Annotated in this window: 15 protein-coding genes and 2 pseudogenes; 7 read left to right on the forward strand and 10 right to left on the reverse strand. The window is 51.5% G+C overall.

The window, feature by feature from the left end; genetic code table 11:
• Window positions 1-490: 490 nt before the first annotated feature.
• From DB847_RS26785 to DB847_RS21860, 4 genes are all read right to left on the reverse strand, one after another.
• Window positions 491-592 (reverse strand): MetS family NSS transporter small subunit, encoded by a 102-nt coding sequence (locus DB847_RS26785; RefSeq protein WP_108652566.1) that lies wholly within the window; start codon window positions 590-592, stop codon window positions 491-493.
• Entirely contained in the window at window positions 589-2,079 is a 1,491-nt protein-coding gene (locus tag DB847_RS21855) for a sodium-dependent transporter (protein ID WP_108652567.1), read from the reverse strand. The genes DB847_RS26785 and DB847_RS21855 overlap by 4 nt, the downstream gene beginning before the upstream one ends.
• A gap of 300 nt (window positions 2,080-2,379) precedes the next feature.
• A complete protein-coding gene (locus DB847_RS24590; RefSeq protein ID WP_159084791.1) occupies window positions 2,380-2,541 on the reverse strand; it encodes a hypothetical protein in 162 nt (53 codons plus the stop codon).
• A gap of 200 nt (window positions 2,542-2,741) precedes the next feature.
• A complete protein-coding gene (locus tag DB847_RS21860) occupies window positions 2,742-5,426 on the reverse strand; it encodes a family 20 glycosylhydrolase (protein ID WP_159084792.1) in 2,685 nt (894 codons plus the stop codon).
• A gap of 782 nt (window positions 5,427-6,208) precedes the next feature.
• Here DB847_RS21860 and DB847_RS21865 point away from each other — a divergent pair.
• The gene (locus tag DB847_RS21865; protein WP_108652569.1) at window positions 6,209-6,658 is read left to right on the forward strand and encodes a hypothetical protein; all 450 of its coding nucleotides are present in this window, start codon (window positions 6,209-6,211) and stop codon (window positions 6,656-6,658) included.
• Between the two features lie 637 nt (window positions 6,659-7,295).
• Here the strand turns inward: DB847_RS21865 and dsbD are convergent.
• The gene (gene dsbD / locus DB847_RS21870; RefSeq protein ID WP_108652570.1) at window positions 7,296-8,597 is read right to left on the reverse strand and encodes a protein-disulfide reductase DsbD; all 1,302 of its coding nucleotides are present in this window, start codon (window positions 8,595-8,597) and stop codon (window positions 7,296-7,298) included.
• On the reverse strand, window positions 8,597-9,214 hold the full coding sequence (locus DB847_RS21875) for a protein-disulfide reductase DsbD domain-containing protein (RefSeq protein WP_108652571.1): 618 nt from the start codon (window positions 9,212-9,214) through the stop codon (window positions 8,597-8,599). The genes dsbD and DB847_RS21875 overlap by 1 nt, the downstream gene beginning before the upstream one ends.
• Before the next feature lie 325 nt (window positions 9,215-9,539).
• Between DB847_RS21875 and yihI the strand changes: the two genes are divergently transcribed.
• The 6 genes and pseudogenes from yihI (at window position 9,540) to argH (ending at window position 17,593) form a co-directional block, all read left to right on the forward strand.
• The gene (gene yihI, locus DB847_RS21880; RefSeq protein WP_108652572.1) at window positions 9,540-10,067 is read left to right on the forward strand and encodes a Der GTPase-activating protein YihI; all 528 of its coding nucleotides are present in this window, start codon (window positions 9,540-9,542) and stop codon (window positions 10,065-10,067) included.
• A gap of 24 nt (window positions 10,068-10,091) precedes the next feature.
• Entirely contained in the window at window positions 10,092-11,465 is a 1,374-nt protein-coding gene (gene hemN, locus DB847_RS21885; RefSeq protein WP_108652573.1) for an oxygen-independent coproporphyrinogen III oxidase, read from the forward strand.
• 126 nt (window positions 11,466-11,591) lie between these two features.
• Window positions 11,592-12,785 (forward strand): glycine C-acetyltransferase, encoded by a 1,194-nt coding sequence (locus DB847_RS21890; RefSeq protein ID WP_108653061.1) that lies wholly within the window; start codon window positions 11,592-11,594, stop codon window positions 12,783-12,785.
• Window positions 12,786-12,830: 45 nt separating this feature from the next.
• Window positions 12,831-13,859: an L-threonine 3-dehydrogenase gene (gene tdh, locus DB847_RS21895; protein ID WP_108652574.1), complete on the forward strand. Its 1,029-nt coding sequence runs from the start codon at window positions 12,831-12,833 to the stop codon at window positions 13,857-13,859.
• A 1,078-nt stretch (window positions 13,860-14,937) separates the two neighbouring features.
• A pseudogene (locus tag DB847_RS21900) lies at window positions 14,938-16,211 on the forward strand (argininosuccinate synthase).
• On the forward strand, window positions 16,208-17,593 hold the full coding sequence (gene argH, locus DB847_RS21905; RefSeq protein ID WP_108652575.1) for an argininosuccinate lyase: 1,386 nt from the start codon (window positions 16,208-16,210) through the stop codon (window positions 17,591-17,593). The pseudogene DB847_RS21900 and the gene argH overlap by 4 nt, the downstream one beginning before the upstream one ends.
• A gap of 141 nt (window positions 17,594-17,734) precedes the next feature.
• Here the strand turns inward: argH and DB847_RS21910 are convergent, their stop codons facing one another.
• The 4 genes and pseudogenes from DB847_RS21910 to DB847_RS21925 form a co-directional block, all read right to left on the reverse strand.
• A complete protein-coding gene (locus DB847_RS21910; protein ID WP_108652576.1) occupies window positions 17,735-18,292 on the reverse strand; it encodes an L-threonylcarbamoyladenylate synthase in 558 nt (185 codons plus the stop codon).
• Entirely contained in the window at window positions 18,292-18,801 is a 510-nt protein-coding gene (gene purE / locus DB847_RS21915; RefSeq protein WP_108652577.1) for a 5-(carboxyamino)imidazole ribonucleotide mutase, read from the reverse strand. The genes DB847_RS21910 and purE overlap by 1 nt, the downstream gene beginning before the upstream one ends.
• Before the next feature lie 70 nt (window positions 18,802-18,871).
• Window positions 18,872-19,431: pseudogene (locus tag DB847_RS21920) on the reverse strand (topoisomerase DNA-binding C4 zinc finger domain-containing protein).
• A gap of 30 nt (window positions 19,432-19,461) precedes the next feature.
• Window positions 19,462-19,935 carry a DUF494 family protein gene (locus DB847_RS21925; protein WP_108652578.1) on the reverse strand — a complete coding sequence of 158 codons (474 nt, stop codon included), beginning with the start codon at window positions 19,933-19,935 and terminating at the stop codon, window positions 19,462-19,464.
• Between the last annotated feature and the right edge of the window lie 2 nt (window positions 19,936-19,937).

The raw sequence follows: 19,937 nt of genomic DNA on the forward strand, positions 1-19,937 counted from the left end.
TACGAACATTCCTCTATAGCAAGTGGCTAACCTTACCTGAGTAAACCACTTTACACCGGCTTGCGCAGCATCTATTAACCCGAAATGGCCTCATACAATCAGATAATTACAAAGACTTTGCGTATACGTCTCATGATTTGGCTTTGCTCCTACCTTATTGAGCCTATTACCAACTACATAGGATCACTGGGCTCATAAAAGATAGCCGCTCGTACACATATCAGCATATCTTCTATTCGCCGATTGCAGGCTCGTTCGATGAGTCATAAAAGCGACCTTTAGTCGCCGCAGTCTGGCTATGACGGTAAACGGAAAGCTTGAGTAGTATTGCGGGCACTTTTTCTAAGACACGCTTTCTCAATGGTTCATTGAACTGACAATGAAATTGAGACATAAATTGATGAGCGTTTTTTTGGTACACGGAAAGATTGGGCTGCGAATTAGTAGGACCTATGAACCCGCTAAAAGGCGGGCTCACAGGTAATCATCTTTATGTTTGCTTTGCCCTCACCGCCAGATAGAGGCAACAAGCTGCACCTCCCCAGGTGATAGCAAACCCCAGGGCTAACATGAAAATCGAGATGCTGCTCATGCGGTTGCCTCCTTCTGAGCTATTGAGTTGGTCCGGGTATTAATCGCGATCGATGCCACCAGCATCACTATGACCATGCCCCAGCCAATCCACAGGATATCTTGATTGCTGTAGCCACCGTAGTTGACCCGCAATTCATCGATAAAGTTACTCAGGAACAGAGCTCCCAGGATCAGCAGGGTGAAGTAGCGGATACAAAGCTCCCACCAATAGCCCAATTTAAAGTCAGAGATCTGGTTGGTGTGATCTCGCAATGTTGCAATCCTCAATCCCCATCCCAGCAGTACCAACTCGATCAGGGCGCCACCCAACAGAGCGATGTTATTGATAAAGTGATCTACCAGATCCAGCAGCAGAATACCGCCCTGGGTCACAAACAGCATGCTCAGAACAAATCCTACCCCGCAATAAGCGATCACACTGCGACGGCGCGACCATCCAAATTTTTCCTTGATCGCCGATACCACAGCCTCGGTCAGCGAGATATGCGAGCTTATCCCAGCAAATACCAGAGTCAGGAACAGCAGCGGTCCCATGATATAGGGAGCAGGCATCTGGTTGATCACACTTGGTAGAGTTACAAATGCCAGACCAACCCCGGATGTAACGACATCACTCAAAGCCTTGCCTTCATGATGGGCCATGAACCCCAGGGCGCCGAAGATCATCACCCCCGCCAGCAGCGAAAATCCACAGTTGGCAAATACTGTGATGAATGCACTGTTATTAATATCACTCTTCTTCGGCAGGTAACTGGAATAGGTCAGCATTATGGTCAGGCCTATACTCAAAGAGAAAAAGATCTGTCCATAGGCTCCCGCCCACACCTTGGGATCGCTCAGCTTGGAAAAATCCGGGGTAAACAGCCAGTCAATGCCACTCAAGGCTCCGGGTAGAGTAAGCACGCGGATCACCAGCGCCAGTACGATCAGAAACAGCAAGGGCATCAATATTTTATTTATTCGCTCAAGCCCCTTCTTTACCCCGGTCAAAACCGTTGCAAAAGTGATAGCCCAGGCGATCGCGACCGGGATCACCACCTGCCACTGGATGCTTCCAAGATTCGAGGGGGAACTTGTGGCACCAACCCCCAGATACTTGCTAAAGAAGAAGGCATTGGTGTCAGTCCCCCAGGATTGGGTGAACGAAAAATTAAGATAGGAAAGGGACCAGCCGATCACTGCGATGTAATAGATCCCGATGACAGCGGCAACCAGGGTCTGAAACCAGCCCAGCCACTCAAAGTTTCGGTTGATCATTGAGTAGATTTTAGGAGCGCTGCGCCGGTATTTATGACCGACGGTAAACTCCAGAATCATAAAAGGGATACCCGCGGTGAGCATAGCTATCAGGTAGGGAACAAGAAAGGCCCCACCACCATTTTCATATGCCTGATAAGGAAAGCGCCAGATATTTCCCAATCCGATCGCCGATCCGATTGCTGCCAGAACAAATCCGGTCCGGGAGCCCCACTGCTCTCGACTCATAGTGAACCTCATTAACTTCGCTAAACTCGAATTTTGTTCAGACTAATGAATTTACTAACGAGATCAATGGGGGTTAATTTCAAATTAAACATGACACATAGAATATAATTCCACCACAGTCAGTCAACTGCCGCAGAGAAGGCCCCTTACTCAGCCCTATGAGAATTAAAGCTCCTCTCGGATCAAGCTATCAGAAATTAAATTTTTTTTCATTTTTGATGTTTTTTTAAGGAAGTTACTCATCAGAAACCCAAAAATCATACACTGAATCAAGCAAATCGTGATTGCACAGAGAGCTGATCACGACAAAAATGGCTCAAATATGCGATCAACCAGCCGCCTGCTTTCTTCCTCGATGCGCTCTTCTACTTCCTCAATCAGGAAAGAAGCATCGAGCTCTGTTCCAGATGCAGCCATAGATATAAATAGTAGTAATCCTGTGATCCCCATTATCTGTTTCATCTCTGCCACCAAGTAATGTTAATCAATTGTTGCACCTCGATTATCCATTAACTTTGGCTATTATTCATACAGATAATTCTCAATTTCTCATCCCCCACCAGATAACTTGAATGAAACAAAGAGCTTTTAGTTGAGCCGACATACTATGGCATGTCTAAAAGACTAGATATTTCACTCAACTATGCCCCGTAACCATGTATCTATTTCGTCTCTATCTCACTCTCCCGGCTTGCCCGGATCACCTTGCCCTGGCGCAGAATCACACTGCGTAGACGTATCGGCGCTTTTTCATTTTCAACCCCTGCAGGAGGATAATCTATCCAACCTTTCCCTGCATCATATTGGATGGCAAGGCCGGGATAAGGGCTGTTGGCGAAGAGCTTGCCACGCGTCAATTTGCCCCCCGGCGGGGGTAGTCGGAACATCACATCGGCCGCCGCCATTCTGGGCATCCAATTCAGGGCGACGCTATTGGCAAACGCTTGCCAATCCTTAAGACGCTGCGCGGGATTTGGCCAGGAGCTCTCCCAGGAAGGGCGATGCCAGGCGCGCTCGGCCAGGGCTATGGCCCTTGGGAACAACATATAATCAAGCTGGGCCGGGGTGCGAATGGTTTCACTCCAGGCTCCGGCCAACACTCCCAGCAGATATTGCGGGGAGGCACTCAGGTTATTCCACTTTGAGACCCGACCTTCACCATTAATCCCGACTCGCCCCAACTCACCGTTTGGCATACTCTCCCTGACCCCTTTGAGCTGACTGGGAGTGAAGGCAAAGACTTCCCGGCTGTCTGTATATCGGCTCGCCCAGTAAAAGCCTCGCTCCCGGGGATCGGGGGCATAGGGATGATCAAAATAGAGCTGGCTCGGCAATGACAGAACCACTTTATAACCAGCATCGGAGAGCTTCCTGGGTGAAGTGACCGGAGGCCAGGCCGTTGCATCCCAGGCATTGACATATACCTTAGACTTAAGCTTATCGCGCGGTATATAGTGACTCTCATCCTGCTTCATTCCATCGTTCCAACTCCCCATCACGACTCCATACTCAGCAAGGCTACGACTGATAAAGGCAACAAAATTCTCCGTCAACAGCTCCCGGTATCGCTCTGGATTCTCAGGACTCAAGTCAGGATATAGATTGTGACAGGCGGGGGAGCCTGTCCAGGCCCCATCGGCCACCTCATCATTGCCCATATGCCAATAGTGCAATGGTACTCCCGCCTTGCGGTAGGTCGCCTGAACACTGTTGATCAGGGTCTTGATAAAGCTGCGGGTCGATGCCAGGCACACATTGAGGGCATTATCATCATAGCCCTGAACCGAGAGATAGCGGGAGCTGTCCCCGGGATCGGACAGCAGGAACTCCCTGGCTTTTTGCGGCTGCTTGAGCGCCATATAGTGCTGATAGCGCGCCTTCATCGCAATGATCGCCGCTCTGGCATGGCCCGGCATATCAAACTCAGGGATCACCTGAATATGGCGCGCCCAGGCATAATGCAGCAGTTCAATAAATTGAGCCTGGGTATAAAAGCCGGTGCCACTATCCTTTGAGTCGAAAGCGGGATCTGAGCCAAGCTGCGGTAACAGGCAACGCTGCTCTGCCAGGTCATGGCAACGGCGCCCCCCGACCTGAGTCAATTCAGGGAGCTCAGGGATTGCCAGGCGCCATCCCTCGTCATCGGACAGATGAAGATGCAAACGGTTAAGCTTGAGAGCCGCCATCATATCTATCACTTTCTTTACTTCCACCGGCGGCTGAAAGTTACGTGCAACATCCAGCAATAGCCCGCGAAATGCCATTCTCGGGGCATCCCGGACCTTGAGCTGAGGGAGAGACACCTCCCCTTTCGGACTGAGATAACTGGTACCTGGCACCAGCGCCATCAAAGATTCGATCCCATTAAACACCCCGTGAGATGATGCTCCGCTGATCGCCACCTGATAGAGGCTGGTACGCAGGGTATAGGCCTCATGTTGCACCAATGAACCCTCCTTCGGGCTTAACCTGACAGGGCCAACCATGAGATCAATGGAGCGCGGAACATTGCGCCGATAATATCCGGGTACTCTCCTAAGCTTTACTCCCAGCAAGGGTTCAAGTTGCTCAGCAAGGTAGTTAGCCTCATTCTCGAGCCCTTTCTGGTAACGGATCACCCAGCTCTTATCCAGAGTGACGGGCTGAGCCAGGTTGGTTAGTTTTACCGAGAGAGGAGTTGGTATGATGTGACTGGAAACCTCGGCAGAGGGTAGTTGATGCAGACTATCGTTTTGTTGATACAACTCCAAAGCCGTGAAGGGGTGATACCTGTCCTGTGGGGTACGCTTATACTGCTGGGGCTCAGTGATAGGGTCGACATAGCGCAGGGGATCATCCTCTAAACCGCTCAGGGGGACCTGGGTATTCGCGATAACCCGAGGTTGCATTTGAGGCGCCGATACATAGGCTCTTGGCATGAAGTCGCTATAGGAGATCTGCCAAAAGCTGCTGGTCAGAGGCAGTTTGACCGTCTCCCCTGGTTTCAACTCAAACCCGGAGGATGGGGTCAACCGATTGAGTGTTCCCTTCAGGTGTTTAACCCTGAATAGGGAACTGTCAACGGAGAGAATCGGCTGAACACTTTGCAGATACAGCCGCCAGTCTCCTTCCCGGATCACCTGATTCCCTCGATTCTCTAGCCACAGATCCAGTCTGTGGCTCTTTCCCGGGTCTGAGAAGTTATTCACCAGCTCATAGTGCAGCTTAAGATGCTCTCCTATGTAATCAAGCTGCTGCTGAGTGGTAAGCTGTGAGGGCTGTGATAAAGATGAAGAGGGGGGTCGGCAAGCCGTTAGTAACAAAGTCCCTGCTATCACGAATATGACGAGCCACGTCCTTGCGTTCATCATCAAGCTCCCTCTCAATATTCACCGATGAAACATTAACTTACCTCAAATAGCCCAGACAAATACACCCTACCCCTTAGTTATGCCTGTGAGATCACACCGAGCACCCATTGAGAGGGCGGTTAAATCTTGGAACGCGCCCCCAGTTTCACAGGTTTCACAGGTTTCACAGGTTTCACAGGTTTCACAGGTTTCACAGGTTTCACAGGTAAATATCTCTAATACCTCCTGCTCGGATTCAAAAACTGTTCTAACTAGTTTTCACACGAGGGATATCAGCCAAAATCCCCTCTCGCTAAGGGTAATGTTCTGGATCTTGTATGCAACAAGCAATATTGAGCTTACAGGATATTCTCGATGATCAAATTTGACTTGATTTCAAATCAGAACATGAGTTGATTAAATAGACGAGATCATACGCCGCTTTGGAAAGAGAATAACTCATTCCATCACTTACGGATAAAAATGAAAGTCTCACATCATGTCCTAAAAAACAATTAGGGAATTATCCCATATCCATATCACCTTAAATATATATCATTTCATAAACTATGATTTCATTTTTATGGGGGGCACTTATAATAAATAAAGCAACCAAAATATTTAGCATGATGATCGATACATTAATAGATGGTGAAATTGGCCATATAGAAACTGATAGCACAGATGGCAGCCAAATCAACTTAACAAGCCCTGAAAAACTTCTTTCTGTGATATTTCAATACTAATTACTGACTCGTAACTCATTACTAGGAACAGTATTTTATCTTTAAGAGGTAAAAATGAAAAATCTTTTATTTTTAATCTGCTTAGCCCCGTTAATTGCCAATGCGAAATTGACATGGAATGTTAATCAACACAATAGAGCATTGACAAATTATGAGGTTAAAGGTGAGTTGATAAATGACGGATTTGAGCATAATCCGATTAGTCAATTTAACGTGGATGGCTTTGATGTCCCTTCTGGTAGTTCATTAAGTTTTTGGTTTGAACTTCCAGAAATGGAAGCAAATAGGTTTATGTATAGCATTAATAAAGTAAGTGGCCCATATGAGTGGATAGTCAATTTAGATAAACTGGGTAAAACTTGTGGAGTTAGTATTAGTAATGGTGGAGCTATAATAGCGCAATCAAGAATAGAGTGTGGCGGAGCTACCTTTCTAAGCAATGATATAGTTTTTAACGAAAACGGAGTTGTAGAGATACTCTGGACACATGGAGAAAAACATTGATACGACTCAACGCGAGCGAGGGGTAACTTTTGAATGACCGAGGACCCGTTCAAGATCCTAAACTCTCCTCGCCTTTGCCAGTAAAAGGTAGGATTACTAACCTTTTACTGGCAACCTCAACAGTCATAACATCCTTCTACGTTTTATCTGGATTAACCCTCAGCTAGATAGCCTCTCAACCGACCTCTCAGAAAGGCTCGCCTCTTTGCGCGCTATTACCAGGCACTTGGCAATAATCTTGCGTTCCGCCGAGACCAAAGGACTAATCTACTTCCCTACCCTTGCTGTGGAGCCGGCAGTGCTTCAAAGCCCTCTGTCCAGTTTTCTGTAAAAAGCGGATGAACCACAGAGAAACTTTGTCTGGATCGACAAATTGTTGCCTAAATACAGGGCAACTCCTTCTTTGCTGGGGGTTCTGAACAAATATCACCCATATGGGCTATTTAGAAAACACGGCATCAACTTATTGCTTGAGAGGCTAGCTCCTTTCATTCCCGAACGCTGCTGAGTAAATTATTGGCAAGGGTTTTGAGATCCCTATGCGTGAACTCGCTGCAAGTTGCTAGTACATCTCCACAGATGTAGCAGTATTAGAATCAGCTATTAGCAGCACAGATAAACCTTCGGATAGCCTCTTTCAGGTGATACAACTTGCGACAGAAGATTTCCCCGAGTTGTGGCAACTGAGCAAGCTCCGAAGTCTTTTCACCAGTTCGGGAGCAGAGATCTCACCATTGATGGCGGAGTGAGGGTACTCCTGACCATCTGGCGTCAGAAAAATAAACGCAGGGGGACCAAACAGACGATATTTCTGCATCAGGGCTTTTTGCTCCGGGCTATTTTGGGTCACATCGGCCCTTAGCAGGGTAAAGTGCTTCAGAAGCTCGCTGACCTGTGGATCCGGAAGGACATGGCGATCGATCTCAACACAACTGGTGCACCAGCTGGCATAGAAATCGACCAGTACAGGCTTCCCTGAGTCTTTCGCAAGCTCCACCTGCTGCTCAAGGTCTTTCTGAGAGTAGATATTGGTAAAAGATGGGGTTGATTTGAATCCCTCATCACGGATTGAACTATTCTGCATCTGCAGCAGGCCCTTGAGGGGGGAGAGCAGATCATGACTACCCATCGCAGCTCCGATCAATAATAGGATCCCGGCGCACAGGCCGACGATACACACCCCTTTTTGTAAGCGCTGAACCAGGGTCTTTGCCCGCTCCAATGCTCCGCCACACACAGCCAGCACAATCAGAAATATGGCCCACAGCCACAGAGAGTTATTTAAAAGACGCGATAGCAGTGCCACGGCGATCGCCAACAGCAAGACCGCAAATAGGTTTTTTATCTGCTCCATCCAGGGGCCGGATTTTGGCAGCAGCTTAGGGCCGAAAGAGCCCACCAGCAGCAGGGGGATCCCCATGCCGATCCCAAGAGATAGTAGCGCAATAAAGCCCGTCAGCATCTTTCCCGTTGAAGAGATATACAACAGGGCCGCAGCCAGAGGCGCCGAGATACAGGGGGAAACAACAAGTGTCGATAGTACTCCCATCAGGGCTGCAGTGCCGTAACGTCCTCCCTTGAGGCGGTGGCTGGTACGCTGAATCCGATTTTCCAACACATGAGGAAGCGTCATCCGAAACACCCCGAACATCGCCAGCGACAGCAGCACAAACAAAATGGCACTCCCCAGCAAAACCGCGGGACTCTGCATCAGAGCCGGGAGGTTAAAACTGGCCCCGAAGCGCGCCATCAGCATTCCGGCTATCGCATAGGTCATGGCCATTCCGGTGACGTAGCACAGGGAGAGGAAGAAGCCTCTCAGGTGATGGTGACCATAGCGGCTATCCCCCAGCACTATGGCTGATACAATGGGGATCATCGGCAGCACACAGGGGGTAAAGGTGAGTAATAACCCGGCCCCGACAAACACCAGCACCATCAGCCATAAGTTGTTACCACTGAGGGTCTTTTGCAGGGCTTTGCCAGCTGAATCAAAAAAAGAGTCACTGCGGGGGGAACAGTGTTGTCAGAGAGCTTTTTTGAGGTATTGGAAGGTTGAGTCGCAGCAATCAGCGGATGAGCACTGTGGGTGGGCTTCCCGCTAAACTCGGGAACCTTTAACTGGACTTGTTGCGGAGGGTAGCATAACCCCTGATCTGAACAGCCGCGATAATGGATCCGGATCGGCTGGCCGCTGGCCCCATCCGCCAGTCGGTAGGTGACGCCGTGGGGATAGATGAGTACAGAACCAAAGTTGGGATCCTGTTTTAACTCAGGGTCCGGTGAGCCGCCTCCGCTGAGAACCGATTGCCCATCTTGGGTGAATGCGCTGATATCCTGCTGGTAGAGGTAGTAGCTCGGCGCCGCCCGAAAGCTTAACCCATAGCCCTCCCCCTGCTTAATCAGCTGGACTCCAAAGGCCTGCTCCGGGGACAGAAAGCTACGGGGCTGCAGTGAGCTAAGTAGTGAGTCCGCCGCGGATGGTGCGGCACCCCAGCTGCTCAAGGGAGCGAGCAGGGCGCTCAGGCTTATGATCAAATAAATCAGAAACTTCATCGCATACAAGCCATAGTGAGGGGGACCTGCCGTTGGAAAAAACGCAATGTAACACTTATCTCTTGTGCTGAGTATAGCGTTTTAGTCCATATTCTCCCTCTCAGCTATGCCACTCTTTCCAAAGGACACTCCCCCTGAGCCTATCGTCTCTATGGGAGCTGGTATCAGGACTCTATTGACTAAGCCAAATTCTGTCACGGCTCGCCGCAGGAGCCATTCCGTTTCTGCTGAGCAGATAACCCGCCGTGAATAATTTATTTTATGAAGAAATTCACGTAGCATCCCTCCCGATAATTGAATTGTTACTATTTCGGAGTGATGTCGGATGACACGCAAGAAAAAAGGCCGCAAACCAGGCTCAGCACCCGCTCGTCGCGATTCGGGCAACAAAGCGATGGATCTGCGTGACAGCAAACGCAAGAAGGCTCCAAAAGGACTTGCTCCAGGCTCCCGGGCTAACCCGGAGAAAAATACCGAAAAACCGCTGAAAAAGGGCCCCAAGGACACCCGGTTAGGGTCTAAGAAGCCAATCCAGCTTAAGGTGGAGTCGAAAAAATCCCCGGCCAAACCTCAAGCCAAAGAAAAACCTGCAAAGGTGACCACGGCCGTAGAGATGACAGAGCAGGATCTTGAAAAACAGCTGCTGGCACTGGAAAACGATGAGCGCCTGAGTGAGCTCCTAGACAAGTTGGATCGGGAAGAAGTCATCAGCGCAGAGGATCAGCAATGGCTCGAGACCCAGTTGGAGAAACATCAGAAGCTCCTCAAGCAGCTTGGGATGGATGATGAGCTCGAGCTTGATGATAGCAGCGATGATGCGCTGTGGGAGCGTTTTAACCAGGACGATAAATAAATCAGGATAATGAAGGGGCGAGGTATGGCATATCAGACAATCGAATGGGACCAGGAGCTCATCGAAAAGTACAACTATAGTGGTCCACGCTATACCTCCTATCCAACCGCACTGGAGTTCAGTGAGCAATACAGCCGTGACGAATTCCTAACGGCCAGTCGCCGCTATCCCGAGCGCCCGCTCTCCTTGTATGTGCATATCCCGTTCTGCCATACCCTGTGTTACTACTGCGGCTGCAATAAGCTCATCACCCGCCACCAGGACAAGGCCGATCAGTACCTGGATATGCTGGAAGTCGAAATCCGCAACCGAGCCCCATTGTTTGAGAATCGCAACGTGACTCAACTGCACTGGGGAGGCGGCACGCCAACCTTTCTGACCCCTGCCCAGATCATCCGCCTGATGGAGCTGCTACGCAGTCACTTTAATTTTGCTGAGGATGGAGAGTTCTCCATAGAGATCGATCCCCGCAAAATAGAACTGTCGCTTCTTGATACCCTCAGGGATGTTGGATTTAACCGGATCAGCATCGGGGTTCAGGATTTCAACAAAGAGGTACAGCGCGCCGTTAACCGGGAGCAGGACAACAGCTTCATCGAAGCCCTTCAGCGCAGGGCCCGTGAACTTGGATTTCGCTCCACCAACCTGGATCTCATCTACGGCCTGCCCCATCAAACCCCGCAAAGCTTCCTTGAAACCCTGCAGCAGGTGATCAGGAGTCAGCCGGGAAGGCTCTCAGTCTTTAACTATGCGCATCTTCCCGAGCGCTTCGCGGCTCAGCGTAAAATCGATGAGCAAGCGATGCCAACGGCGCCACAAAAACTGAAGATGCTTGAGCAGAGCATCGGGTTTCTGACCGAGAGCGGCTACCAGTTTATCGGTATGGATCATTTCTCCCTCCCCGATGATGAATTGGCTCAGGCTCAGCGAGCAGGAGTTCTGCACCGCAACTTCCAGGGCTACACCACCCATGGGGATTGCGATCTGCTGGGGCTTGGGGTGTCCTCCATCAGCATGATCGGCGATAGTTACGCCCAGAACCAAAAAGAGCTGAAGCAGTATTACAGCCAGCTCAACTCCGCGGGTGATGCTCTGCATAAGGGGTATAGCCTGGATGAGGATGACTGCATCCGCCGGGATCTGATCAAGGCGTTGATCTGTACTTTTGAGCTGGACTGCCAAGCGCTGGAGCAGAGCTACCGGATCGAGTTTGCACGGTATTTCTCGGATGATCTTAAGCTGCTACAACCCTTTATCGACGATGGACTGGTCCGGTTTGACCATTGCTTTCTCAGGGTCAGCCCCAAGGGCCGATTACTGATCCGCAACATCTGTATGTGTTTTGATACCCACCTGAGACGTAAAGCACGTTTTCAGCAATTTTCACGAGTGATCTGAAGTTCACTCGGCATTAGTGATCCGTTTCACAGATACGCCAACGTATCCGTGGTTTATTATCGGATTTCAGGACATTGCAGTACGATATTCTGTCCACAACGCTTTATACCATCTATTTTGGAGGCAATTGTGTCTGAGTTTTATCAACATCTGGCCCGGCAACTGCAACAGGTTAAAGAGGAAGGACTCTTCAAAAGCGAACGAGTGATCACCTCACCTCAACAGTCATCCATTGAGGTTAACTCTGAACAGCAGGTACTGAATTTTTGTGCCAACAACTATCTGGGTCTGGCAAACCACCCGGAGCTGATTAAGGCGGCCAAAGAGGGGCTGGATACCCATGGCTTCGGAATGGCTTCGGTCCGCTTTATCTGTGGCACTCAGGATAACCATAAGCTGCTGGAACAAAAGCTCAGCAGCTTTTTGGGCACTGAAGACACAATTCTCTATACCTCCTGCTTCGATGCCAACGGCGGCCTCTTTGAAACCCTGCTCGACCCGGAAGATGCGGTGATCTCTGATGCACTGAACCACGCTTCGATCATCGACGGAGTTCGTCTGTGTAAGGCCAAGCGCTACCGTTATGCCAACAATGACCTGGCCGATCTTGAAACTCAACTCAAACAAGCCGATGCCGATGGTTCACGCTTTAAACTGATCGCCACCGATGGCGTCTTCTCCATGGATGGGGTCATTGCCAACCTCAAGGGGATCTGTGACCTCGCAGACAAGTACGATGCCATGGTGATGGTCGATGACTCCCATGCCGTTGGCTTCGTCGGAGATAATGGTCGTGGTACCCATGAGTATTGCGACGTCATTAACCGTGTCGACATCATCACCGGTACCCTGGGCAAGGCGATGGGTGGAGCCTCCGGTGGCTACACCTCCGGTCGTAAAGAGGTGATCGACTGGCTGCGTCAGCGCTCTCGTCCCTACCTTTTCTCCAACTCTGTGGCTCCTGCGATCGTTAGTGCCTCGATTCGCGTCATCGAGATGCTCGAAGAAGGAGCCGAACTGCGTGAAACCGTCAAGCAGAATAGTCAGTACTTCCGTGAGAAGATGTTGGCGGCAGGCTTCACCCTGGCAGGTGCCGACCATGCGATCATTCCTGTGATGCTGGGGGATGCCAAGCTGGCATCCGAGATGGCGGATCGCCTGTTGGCCGAAGGCATCTATGTCATCGGCTTCTCCTTCCCCGTCGTACCTAAGGGACAGGCTAGGATCCGGACCCAGATGTCAGCGGCCCATACCCGCGAGCAACTGGACAAGGCAATTGACGCCTTCACCCGCATCGGCAAAGAGCTGGGTGTTATCTAACTCACAAGGCGCCTTCGGGCGCCTTTTTTGTCAGGAAGATAGAAGATGAAAGCATTATCAAAACTCGAGTCCGCTAAAGGGATCTGGATGACAGATGTCCCCGAACCAGAGTTGGGCCACAACGATCTACTGATTAAAATAAACAAGACCGCCATCTGTGGTACCGATGTTCATATCTACAACTGGGATGAGTGGTCTCAACGCACCATTCCGGTTCCCATGGTGGTTGGCCATGAGTACGCCGGGGAAGTCGTCGCCATCGGCCAGGAAGTCAGGGGCTTCAAAATTGGAGACAGAGTCTCGGGAGAAGGCCATATAACCTGTGGCCACTGCCGTAACTGTCGCGCTGGCCGAACCCACCTGTGTCGCAATACCATAGGCGTCGGGGTTAATCGCCCCGGCTGTTTCGCTGAATACCTGGTGATCCCCGCCTTCAACGCCTTCAAGCTGCCCGATGAGATCTCAGATGATCTGGCCGCTATTTTTGATCCCTTCGGCAATGCCGTGCACACCGCGCTCTCTTTTGATCTGGTCGGAGAAGATGTGCTGATCACGGGTGCCGGTCCCATAGGTATCATGGCCGCAGCCGTTGCCAAGCATGTCGGGGCTCGCCATGTGGTGATCACCGACATGAATGAGTATCGGCTGGATCTGGCGCGCAAGATGGGAGTCACCCGGGCGGTCAACGTCACCAAGGAAGATCTCAAGGGTGTGATGAAAGAGCTCGGGATGACAGAAGGCTTTGATGTGGGCCTGGAGATGTCCGGCGCCCCGGCTGCATTTCGCAGCATGCTCGATACCATGACCCATGGCGGCAAGATAGCCATGCTGGGTATCCCTCCCTCGGATATGCATATCGACTGGGACAAGGTGATCTTCAAGGGCCTGTTCATCAAGGGAATCTATGGCCGTGAGATGTTCGAAACCTGGTATAAGATGGCAGCCCTGATCCAGTCAGGACTGGATATCTCCCCCATCATCACCCACCACTATGATATAGACGACTTCCAGAAGGGCTTTGATGCTATGTGCTCGGGCCAGTCCGGAAAAGTGGTTCTCGACTGGACGAAATAATGAGCTACTCTCCCCCGGTCAATCCAGGGGAGTTTCTCTGATAAGCCTTCAAGCGGCTTTTGGTATATCCTACCGGATGGCTGATTTGCAGCTACGCTGCATGATTGCCGGGGTGCCGGCAGCACATCACTTTTGTGCCGCCAAAAGTAATCAAAAGCTCCCTTCGCGTGATGAGTCCCTCCATCAAGCTACGGTGCTCGACATCCCTGTCTCGAAAACAAAAACTGCAAGTTACTTGCCCGCATCAGTGCTCACTCATGAGGGTTCAACTCCCCCCTTTGATTCGCACCGATAAATAGACTAAGTATTTGGGGTCGAACGACAGGATGTCGTGAGATGGCAGCCGGGATAGGGGTGAAAGTAACAAAACGAGAGGCAGGATGCCGAACTGGGAAGGCATATTATGGATGGTATGCATCCCGTTTGTCTGATACCCCAAATAAGAAGCTATTTTGAGGGTAAACGCGAATCGAGGGGCACCCCCGGGGTTGTTAGGGGGACTGGTGAACATCCCCACCATACAGGGATGTATCAATGCCGTGGAAGGCAGGATGCCTGAAAACGGCCTGACCCGAAGTCCGCGGCCGGACGATTGTGCCGATGGTACAAAACAACCGCATGCAGGGCGAAAAAACTAAGTATTCGCCCCTCATTTTCTCCTTTCGGGACAACCCCATGAAAAAATTTCAGATTAATAGTTGACAGCTCAGTCGATTTTACATACAAATACTAATACTGAATTTATGAATAATTAGTTACTTAGCTTCTGGCTAGCTTTATAAGGATATCGCTCCAGTGATCCAGAAAAACCAACATAAACATATCCTCTTCCGACGACGCTTCCACTGATCCTCTCAGGAGCAGCGCTTGCTCCGCCCCATTAACACTAGTTCCACAATCGATACGAGACAGATTTTTGAGAAGGGCTTTATTGCCCCGGGCCGCAAGAGTATGCCTCCGGCAGCCAGACAAGGCCTCACAAAGATACTGTCCTCCATCGATACAACTGAATACATATTCAAATTAACTTGTCTTGTATCCATGATACCCGACACTTACTGCTCCAGGGAGAGATGGAATGAAAAAGGTCAATAAGGTTGTGCTCGCTTACTCAGGTGGATTAGATACCTCAGCAGTTGTCCCCTGGCTCAAGGAGAGCTATCAGTGCGAGGTCATCGCTTTTGTCGCCGACATCGGCCAGGGAGCCGATGAGCTTGAGGGTATCGAGGAAAAAGCTTACGCTTCCGGGGCCGCGGCCTGCTACGTTGTCGACCTCAAAGATGAGCTTATCAGCGATTATATCTACCCGACCCTGAAAACCGGCGCCATCTATGAGGGCAAATACCTGCTCGGAACCGCCATGGCCCGTCCGATCATCGCCAAGGCCCAGGTCGAGTTAGCAAAGCAGCTGGGAGCCGATGCCCTGTGCCACGGCTGCACCGGCAAGGGCAACGATCAGGTGCGCTTTGAAAGCTGTTATGCAGCCCTTGCCCCCGAGCTCACCGTCATCGCCCCCTGGCGTGAGTGGGAGCTCAAGAGCCGTGAAGATCTACTCTCTTATCTTGCCAAGCGTAATATTCCAACTTCGGCTTCGGTCACCAAGATCTACTCCCGGGATGCCAACGCCTGGCACATCTCAACCGAAGGCGGTGTTTTAGAAGATCCCTGGAACGCCCCCACCCCCGAGTGCTGGGTCTGGACCAATTCGCCTGAGCAGGCACCGGAAAAACCCGAGCAGCTGAGTCTCACCATAGAATCCGGAGAGATAGTTGCCGTCAATGATATTGAGATGACGCCGGCCCAGGCCCTTGGTTATCTCAATATCAAGGGCAGCGAGCATGGCATAGGACGTGTCGATATCGTGGAAAACCGCATCGTTGGGATCAAGTCCCGCGGCTGCTACGAGACCCCGGGGGAACCATAATGATGGAGTCTCTAAGGGCCATTGAGCAGCTGGTTCTGGATAAAGACTCCTACGACTTTCGTCAGCAGCTTGGGCAAAAGTTCGCCAACCTTCTGTACGAGGGACGCTGGTTTACCCCCCTGTGCCAGTCGGTGCTGGTCGCCGCCGAAAGCCTCGCTGATCTGCTTTCGGGCAAGGTGATCGTCAGCCTATACAAGGGCAATGTCAGTGTCTTGCAAAAGCAGTCGCAGAACTCTCTTTACAGTGAGGAGTTTGCCACCTTTGGTGAAGATGGTGTCTATGACCAGAGCCATGCCGAGGGCTTTATCCGCCTCTATTCCCTGAGTGAGCGGATCCGCAGTCTCAATAGCCAGCAGCAATCCAATGTAGAGAATATCAGTGAGTTAAAGCCTAACAACAAACCACCCTTGATGAAGGAGGTCGTATGAGCCTTTGGGGCGGACGCTTTGCCGGGGGACAACACGATGCATTTAAGGCATTTAACGACTCCCTGAATATCGATTTTCAACTCGCCGAACAGGATATCCTGGGATCCATCGCCTGGGCCGGGGCCTTGCAGCAGGCCGGGGTATTGAGCCAGGAGGAGACCCAGATGCTGCAGCAGGCACTCAGGGATCTGCTGCAACTCGTGATGGCTGAGCCTGAGCTCATCCTGCAATCGGATGCCGAAGATATCCATGGCTGGGTTGAGCAGCAGTTGATTGCCAGACTCGGTCACCTGGGGAAGAAACTTCACACCGGACGCTCGCGTAACGATCAGGTGGCAACCGATCTGAGATTGTGGTGCCGCCAGCAAGGCGAGGCACTCCAACAGTCCCTGCTTGAGTGCCGTCAGCAGCTCCTGCAGCTGGCGAAGGAGCACCAGCAAACGGTGTTCCCCGGCTATACCCATTTGCAGCTTGCCCAGCCCATCACCTTTGGTCACTGGTGCCTGGCTTACCAGGAGATGTTGGAGCGTGATCAACAGCGCCTGGCTGATGCCTGCGAGCGCCTCAACTACTCCCCTCTGGGAAGTGGCGCCCTTGCGGGGACCGGCTACCCCATCGATAGGGAACAGCTGGCACAAAACCTCGGGTTTCACGGGGCGATGCGCAACAGCCTGGATGGAGTAGCCTCCCGGGATCACCTGCTGGAGCTGCTGTCTGATGCCAGCATTTCAATGCTGCACCTGTCACGCCTCGCCGAAGATCTGATCTTCTTCAACTCTGCCGAGGCAGGATTCATCGCGCTCAGTGATGCCGTGACCACAGGCTCCTCCCTGATGCCACAAAAGAAAAATCCGGATCTGCTGGAGCTTGTCCGTGGCAAGTGTGGCCGGGTCTATGGCTCAATGAGCTCTTTGATGATGACCATCAAGGCGCAACCTCTGGCCTATAACAAGGATCTTCAGGAGGATAAAGAGGGACTGTTTGACGCCCTACACACCTGGCAAAGCTGCCTGAAGATGACCAGTCTTTGCCTCAGGGAGCTTAAGGTCAACGGGGATAAGGCCTATGCCGCCGCCTTAAGTGGCTATGCGAATGCCACCGAGATGGCTGATTACTTGGTCGACAAGGGAGTTACATTTCGTGAAGCCCACCACCTGACGGGAGTGATCGTCCAAAGTGCACTGGAGCAACAAATTCCTCTGGAGCAGCTCTCACTCGATGTGCTTCAGGCATACTCATCCCTGTTTGAAGAGGATATATACCAGGCTTTAACACCCGAGGCAGCCCTGGCAAAACGCTGTGCGTTGGGCGGTGTTGCACCACAGCAGGTGGCCCATGCCATTGAGCAGGTCGAGTTGCGGCTCGCAAACGCTCTCTCCTGAGGAGCTTTCGAGCTCTCTCCACCCATAGGGGCAGCCGCAGTTAAAACTCGCCTCTGGAGCCCCTGGGGCAAGCCCCAATAAAAAAAACAGCCACCTCATGAGAGGTGGCTGTTTTTGTCTTTCAGGCCAGCTTAGGGTAAATCAGCGAAGCTGCTTACCGGTTCTGGCATCAAAGATCCGGGATGAGCCAACACTGGAGAGGATCTTTCCAGGCAGAATATAGCCCAGCATCTCGCTGAGCTCCTGCTCCACCTCTTCAGTGGTTCTGGCAGACGGATGTCCGGAGAGGTTTGCACTGGTTGAAACAAGGGGCTTACCAAAGGCCTGACACAGAGCTTGCACCTGTGAGTGAGCCGTCACCCGAACGGCAATCGAGTCAAACTGCCCGGTGAGCCAGTCGGGGGTCGAAGGCTGCGCCGGGATCACCCAGGTCACGTGACCGGGCCAGCTTTGCTCAATGCGCTTGAGCATTTCGGGGGTAAGCTTAGAGAAATCTGCGTAGGGTTTGAGCTGCTCCAGGCTCGAGGCGATCAGGATCAGCCCCTTACTCTGGGGACGTTGCTTGATCTCCAGCACTCGCTGCACCGCAGCCTGGTTATCGGGATCACAGCCCAGTCCAAACACTCCCTCGGTGGCATAGGCAATCACACCACCTTCGCAAAGAACCTCTGTCGCTTTTTCAATCAGTGCTGTACTCATTACGCCTCTGCTAATTTTTCCTGAAGCGCCACATCCTTGGCCATCACCAACTCAGCACTCTGACGACGCTCCTCAGCGACCCGGGCACGAAGCTCAGGATCAGCGATCGACAGCATCTGTGCTGCTAAATAACCTGCATTCTTAGCACCCGCGCTACCGATGGCAACGGTTGCTACCGGAACGCCACCAGGCATCTGTACGGTAGACAAGAGTGCATCCATTCCCTTGAGTGGGCCACCATCGATCGGCACGCCGATCACCGGACGAGTGGTGATCCCAGCAACAGCACCCGCTAGGTGTGCGGCCAGACCCGCGGCACAGATAAACAGCTGGCAGCCACGCTCTTCGGCGGTGCGCACATATTCGTGAGTCGCTGCCGGGGTACGGTGTGCAGAAGTTACCTTAACCTCATAGGAGATGGAGAAATTCTTGAGAATTTCGACCGTTGACTGCATGACGGGGAAATCAGAGTCAGAGCCCATTAAAATTGCAACAAAAGGAGTATTCATATTGGGGGGTATCCTTGTCAATCAACATGGAGCGCCGATTATACAAAGAGTCGCCGATGAAATGTAGTCGTTAATTGTAGGGTTTTTTAAAACCGCAGCCTTTTTGTGGGCAGATCAGGCGGATACCGTCCGCATATTTTTTTTCAACCAGGATAGACCAGCCGCATTTGGGACAGTTCTCGGCGACCGGGGATTGGCAACGGAATACTTACAGGCGGGATATCGGCTACAGGCATAAAACAGCTTGCCATGACGACTATGGCGCTTTAACAGGTGCCCTTCGCCACAAACAGGGCAATCGACCTCTGAGTCATCGAGCTCCTCGTGGGGCTCTGTATGGTGACATTGGGGATAGTTGCTACAACCAATGAATATTCCATAGCGCCCCTTCTTGAGGGCCAGGGCGTGACCACACTCCGGGCATTGGGTCCCTTCGAGGACACGCTCTATTGAATCATTGGAGCCCGCCACCGGTCTTGAATAATCACACTCAGGGTAAGCGCTACAGCCAAGAAACAGGCCTTTTTGCCCCTGGCGCAGCTTGAGAGGTGCGCCACAGTCGGGACAGTGCTCTGCATCATCCAGAGCATGCTGGCTGGCTGAAAATAGTTTGTCATCGATCTTGGCCATTCCCTCATCCCGAAACTCTAACTCATAGGGTTAGTGTATCTGGATCTGTGCCGGATCAAAAATGATCTGCTCCATCTGCTGATAGGCGGACTCGCTTCCTGGCACATTGAACAAGACCATAAGTATGACCCATTTGAGATCTTCCAGATCGATCGCTGCTGAGTCGAGCTCCATCACCCGCTCAATGACAATTTCGCGAGTCTGTGCTGTCAGGATCTGGATCTGCTCCAGGAACAGGATAAACCCACGGCACTCCTCGTTGAGCTTTTGCTGCTCACTGCGTAGATAGATGCGAAATGAACCGGGAGTCGAGCTTGCAAGATAAGGGTGGTTCTTCTCATCCTGCAGTACCGACAAGCGCTCAATCCAGTTCAGGGCCTTTTGGATCGCATCACGCTGGAACCCTGCCCGGGATAGCTCCTCGGTGAGTTCTTTCTGGTCCACCATGGTTTCTACATCATTGTGGACATATGTCTCAAACAGATACATTAAAATATCAAACACGG

This window comes from Dongshaea marina (assembly GCF_003072645.1).
GTDB classification, from domain to species: Bacteria; Pseudomonadota; Gammaproteobacteria; order Enterobacterales; family Aeromonadaceae; genus Dongshaea; species Dongshaea marina.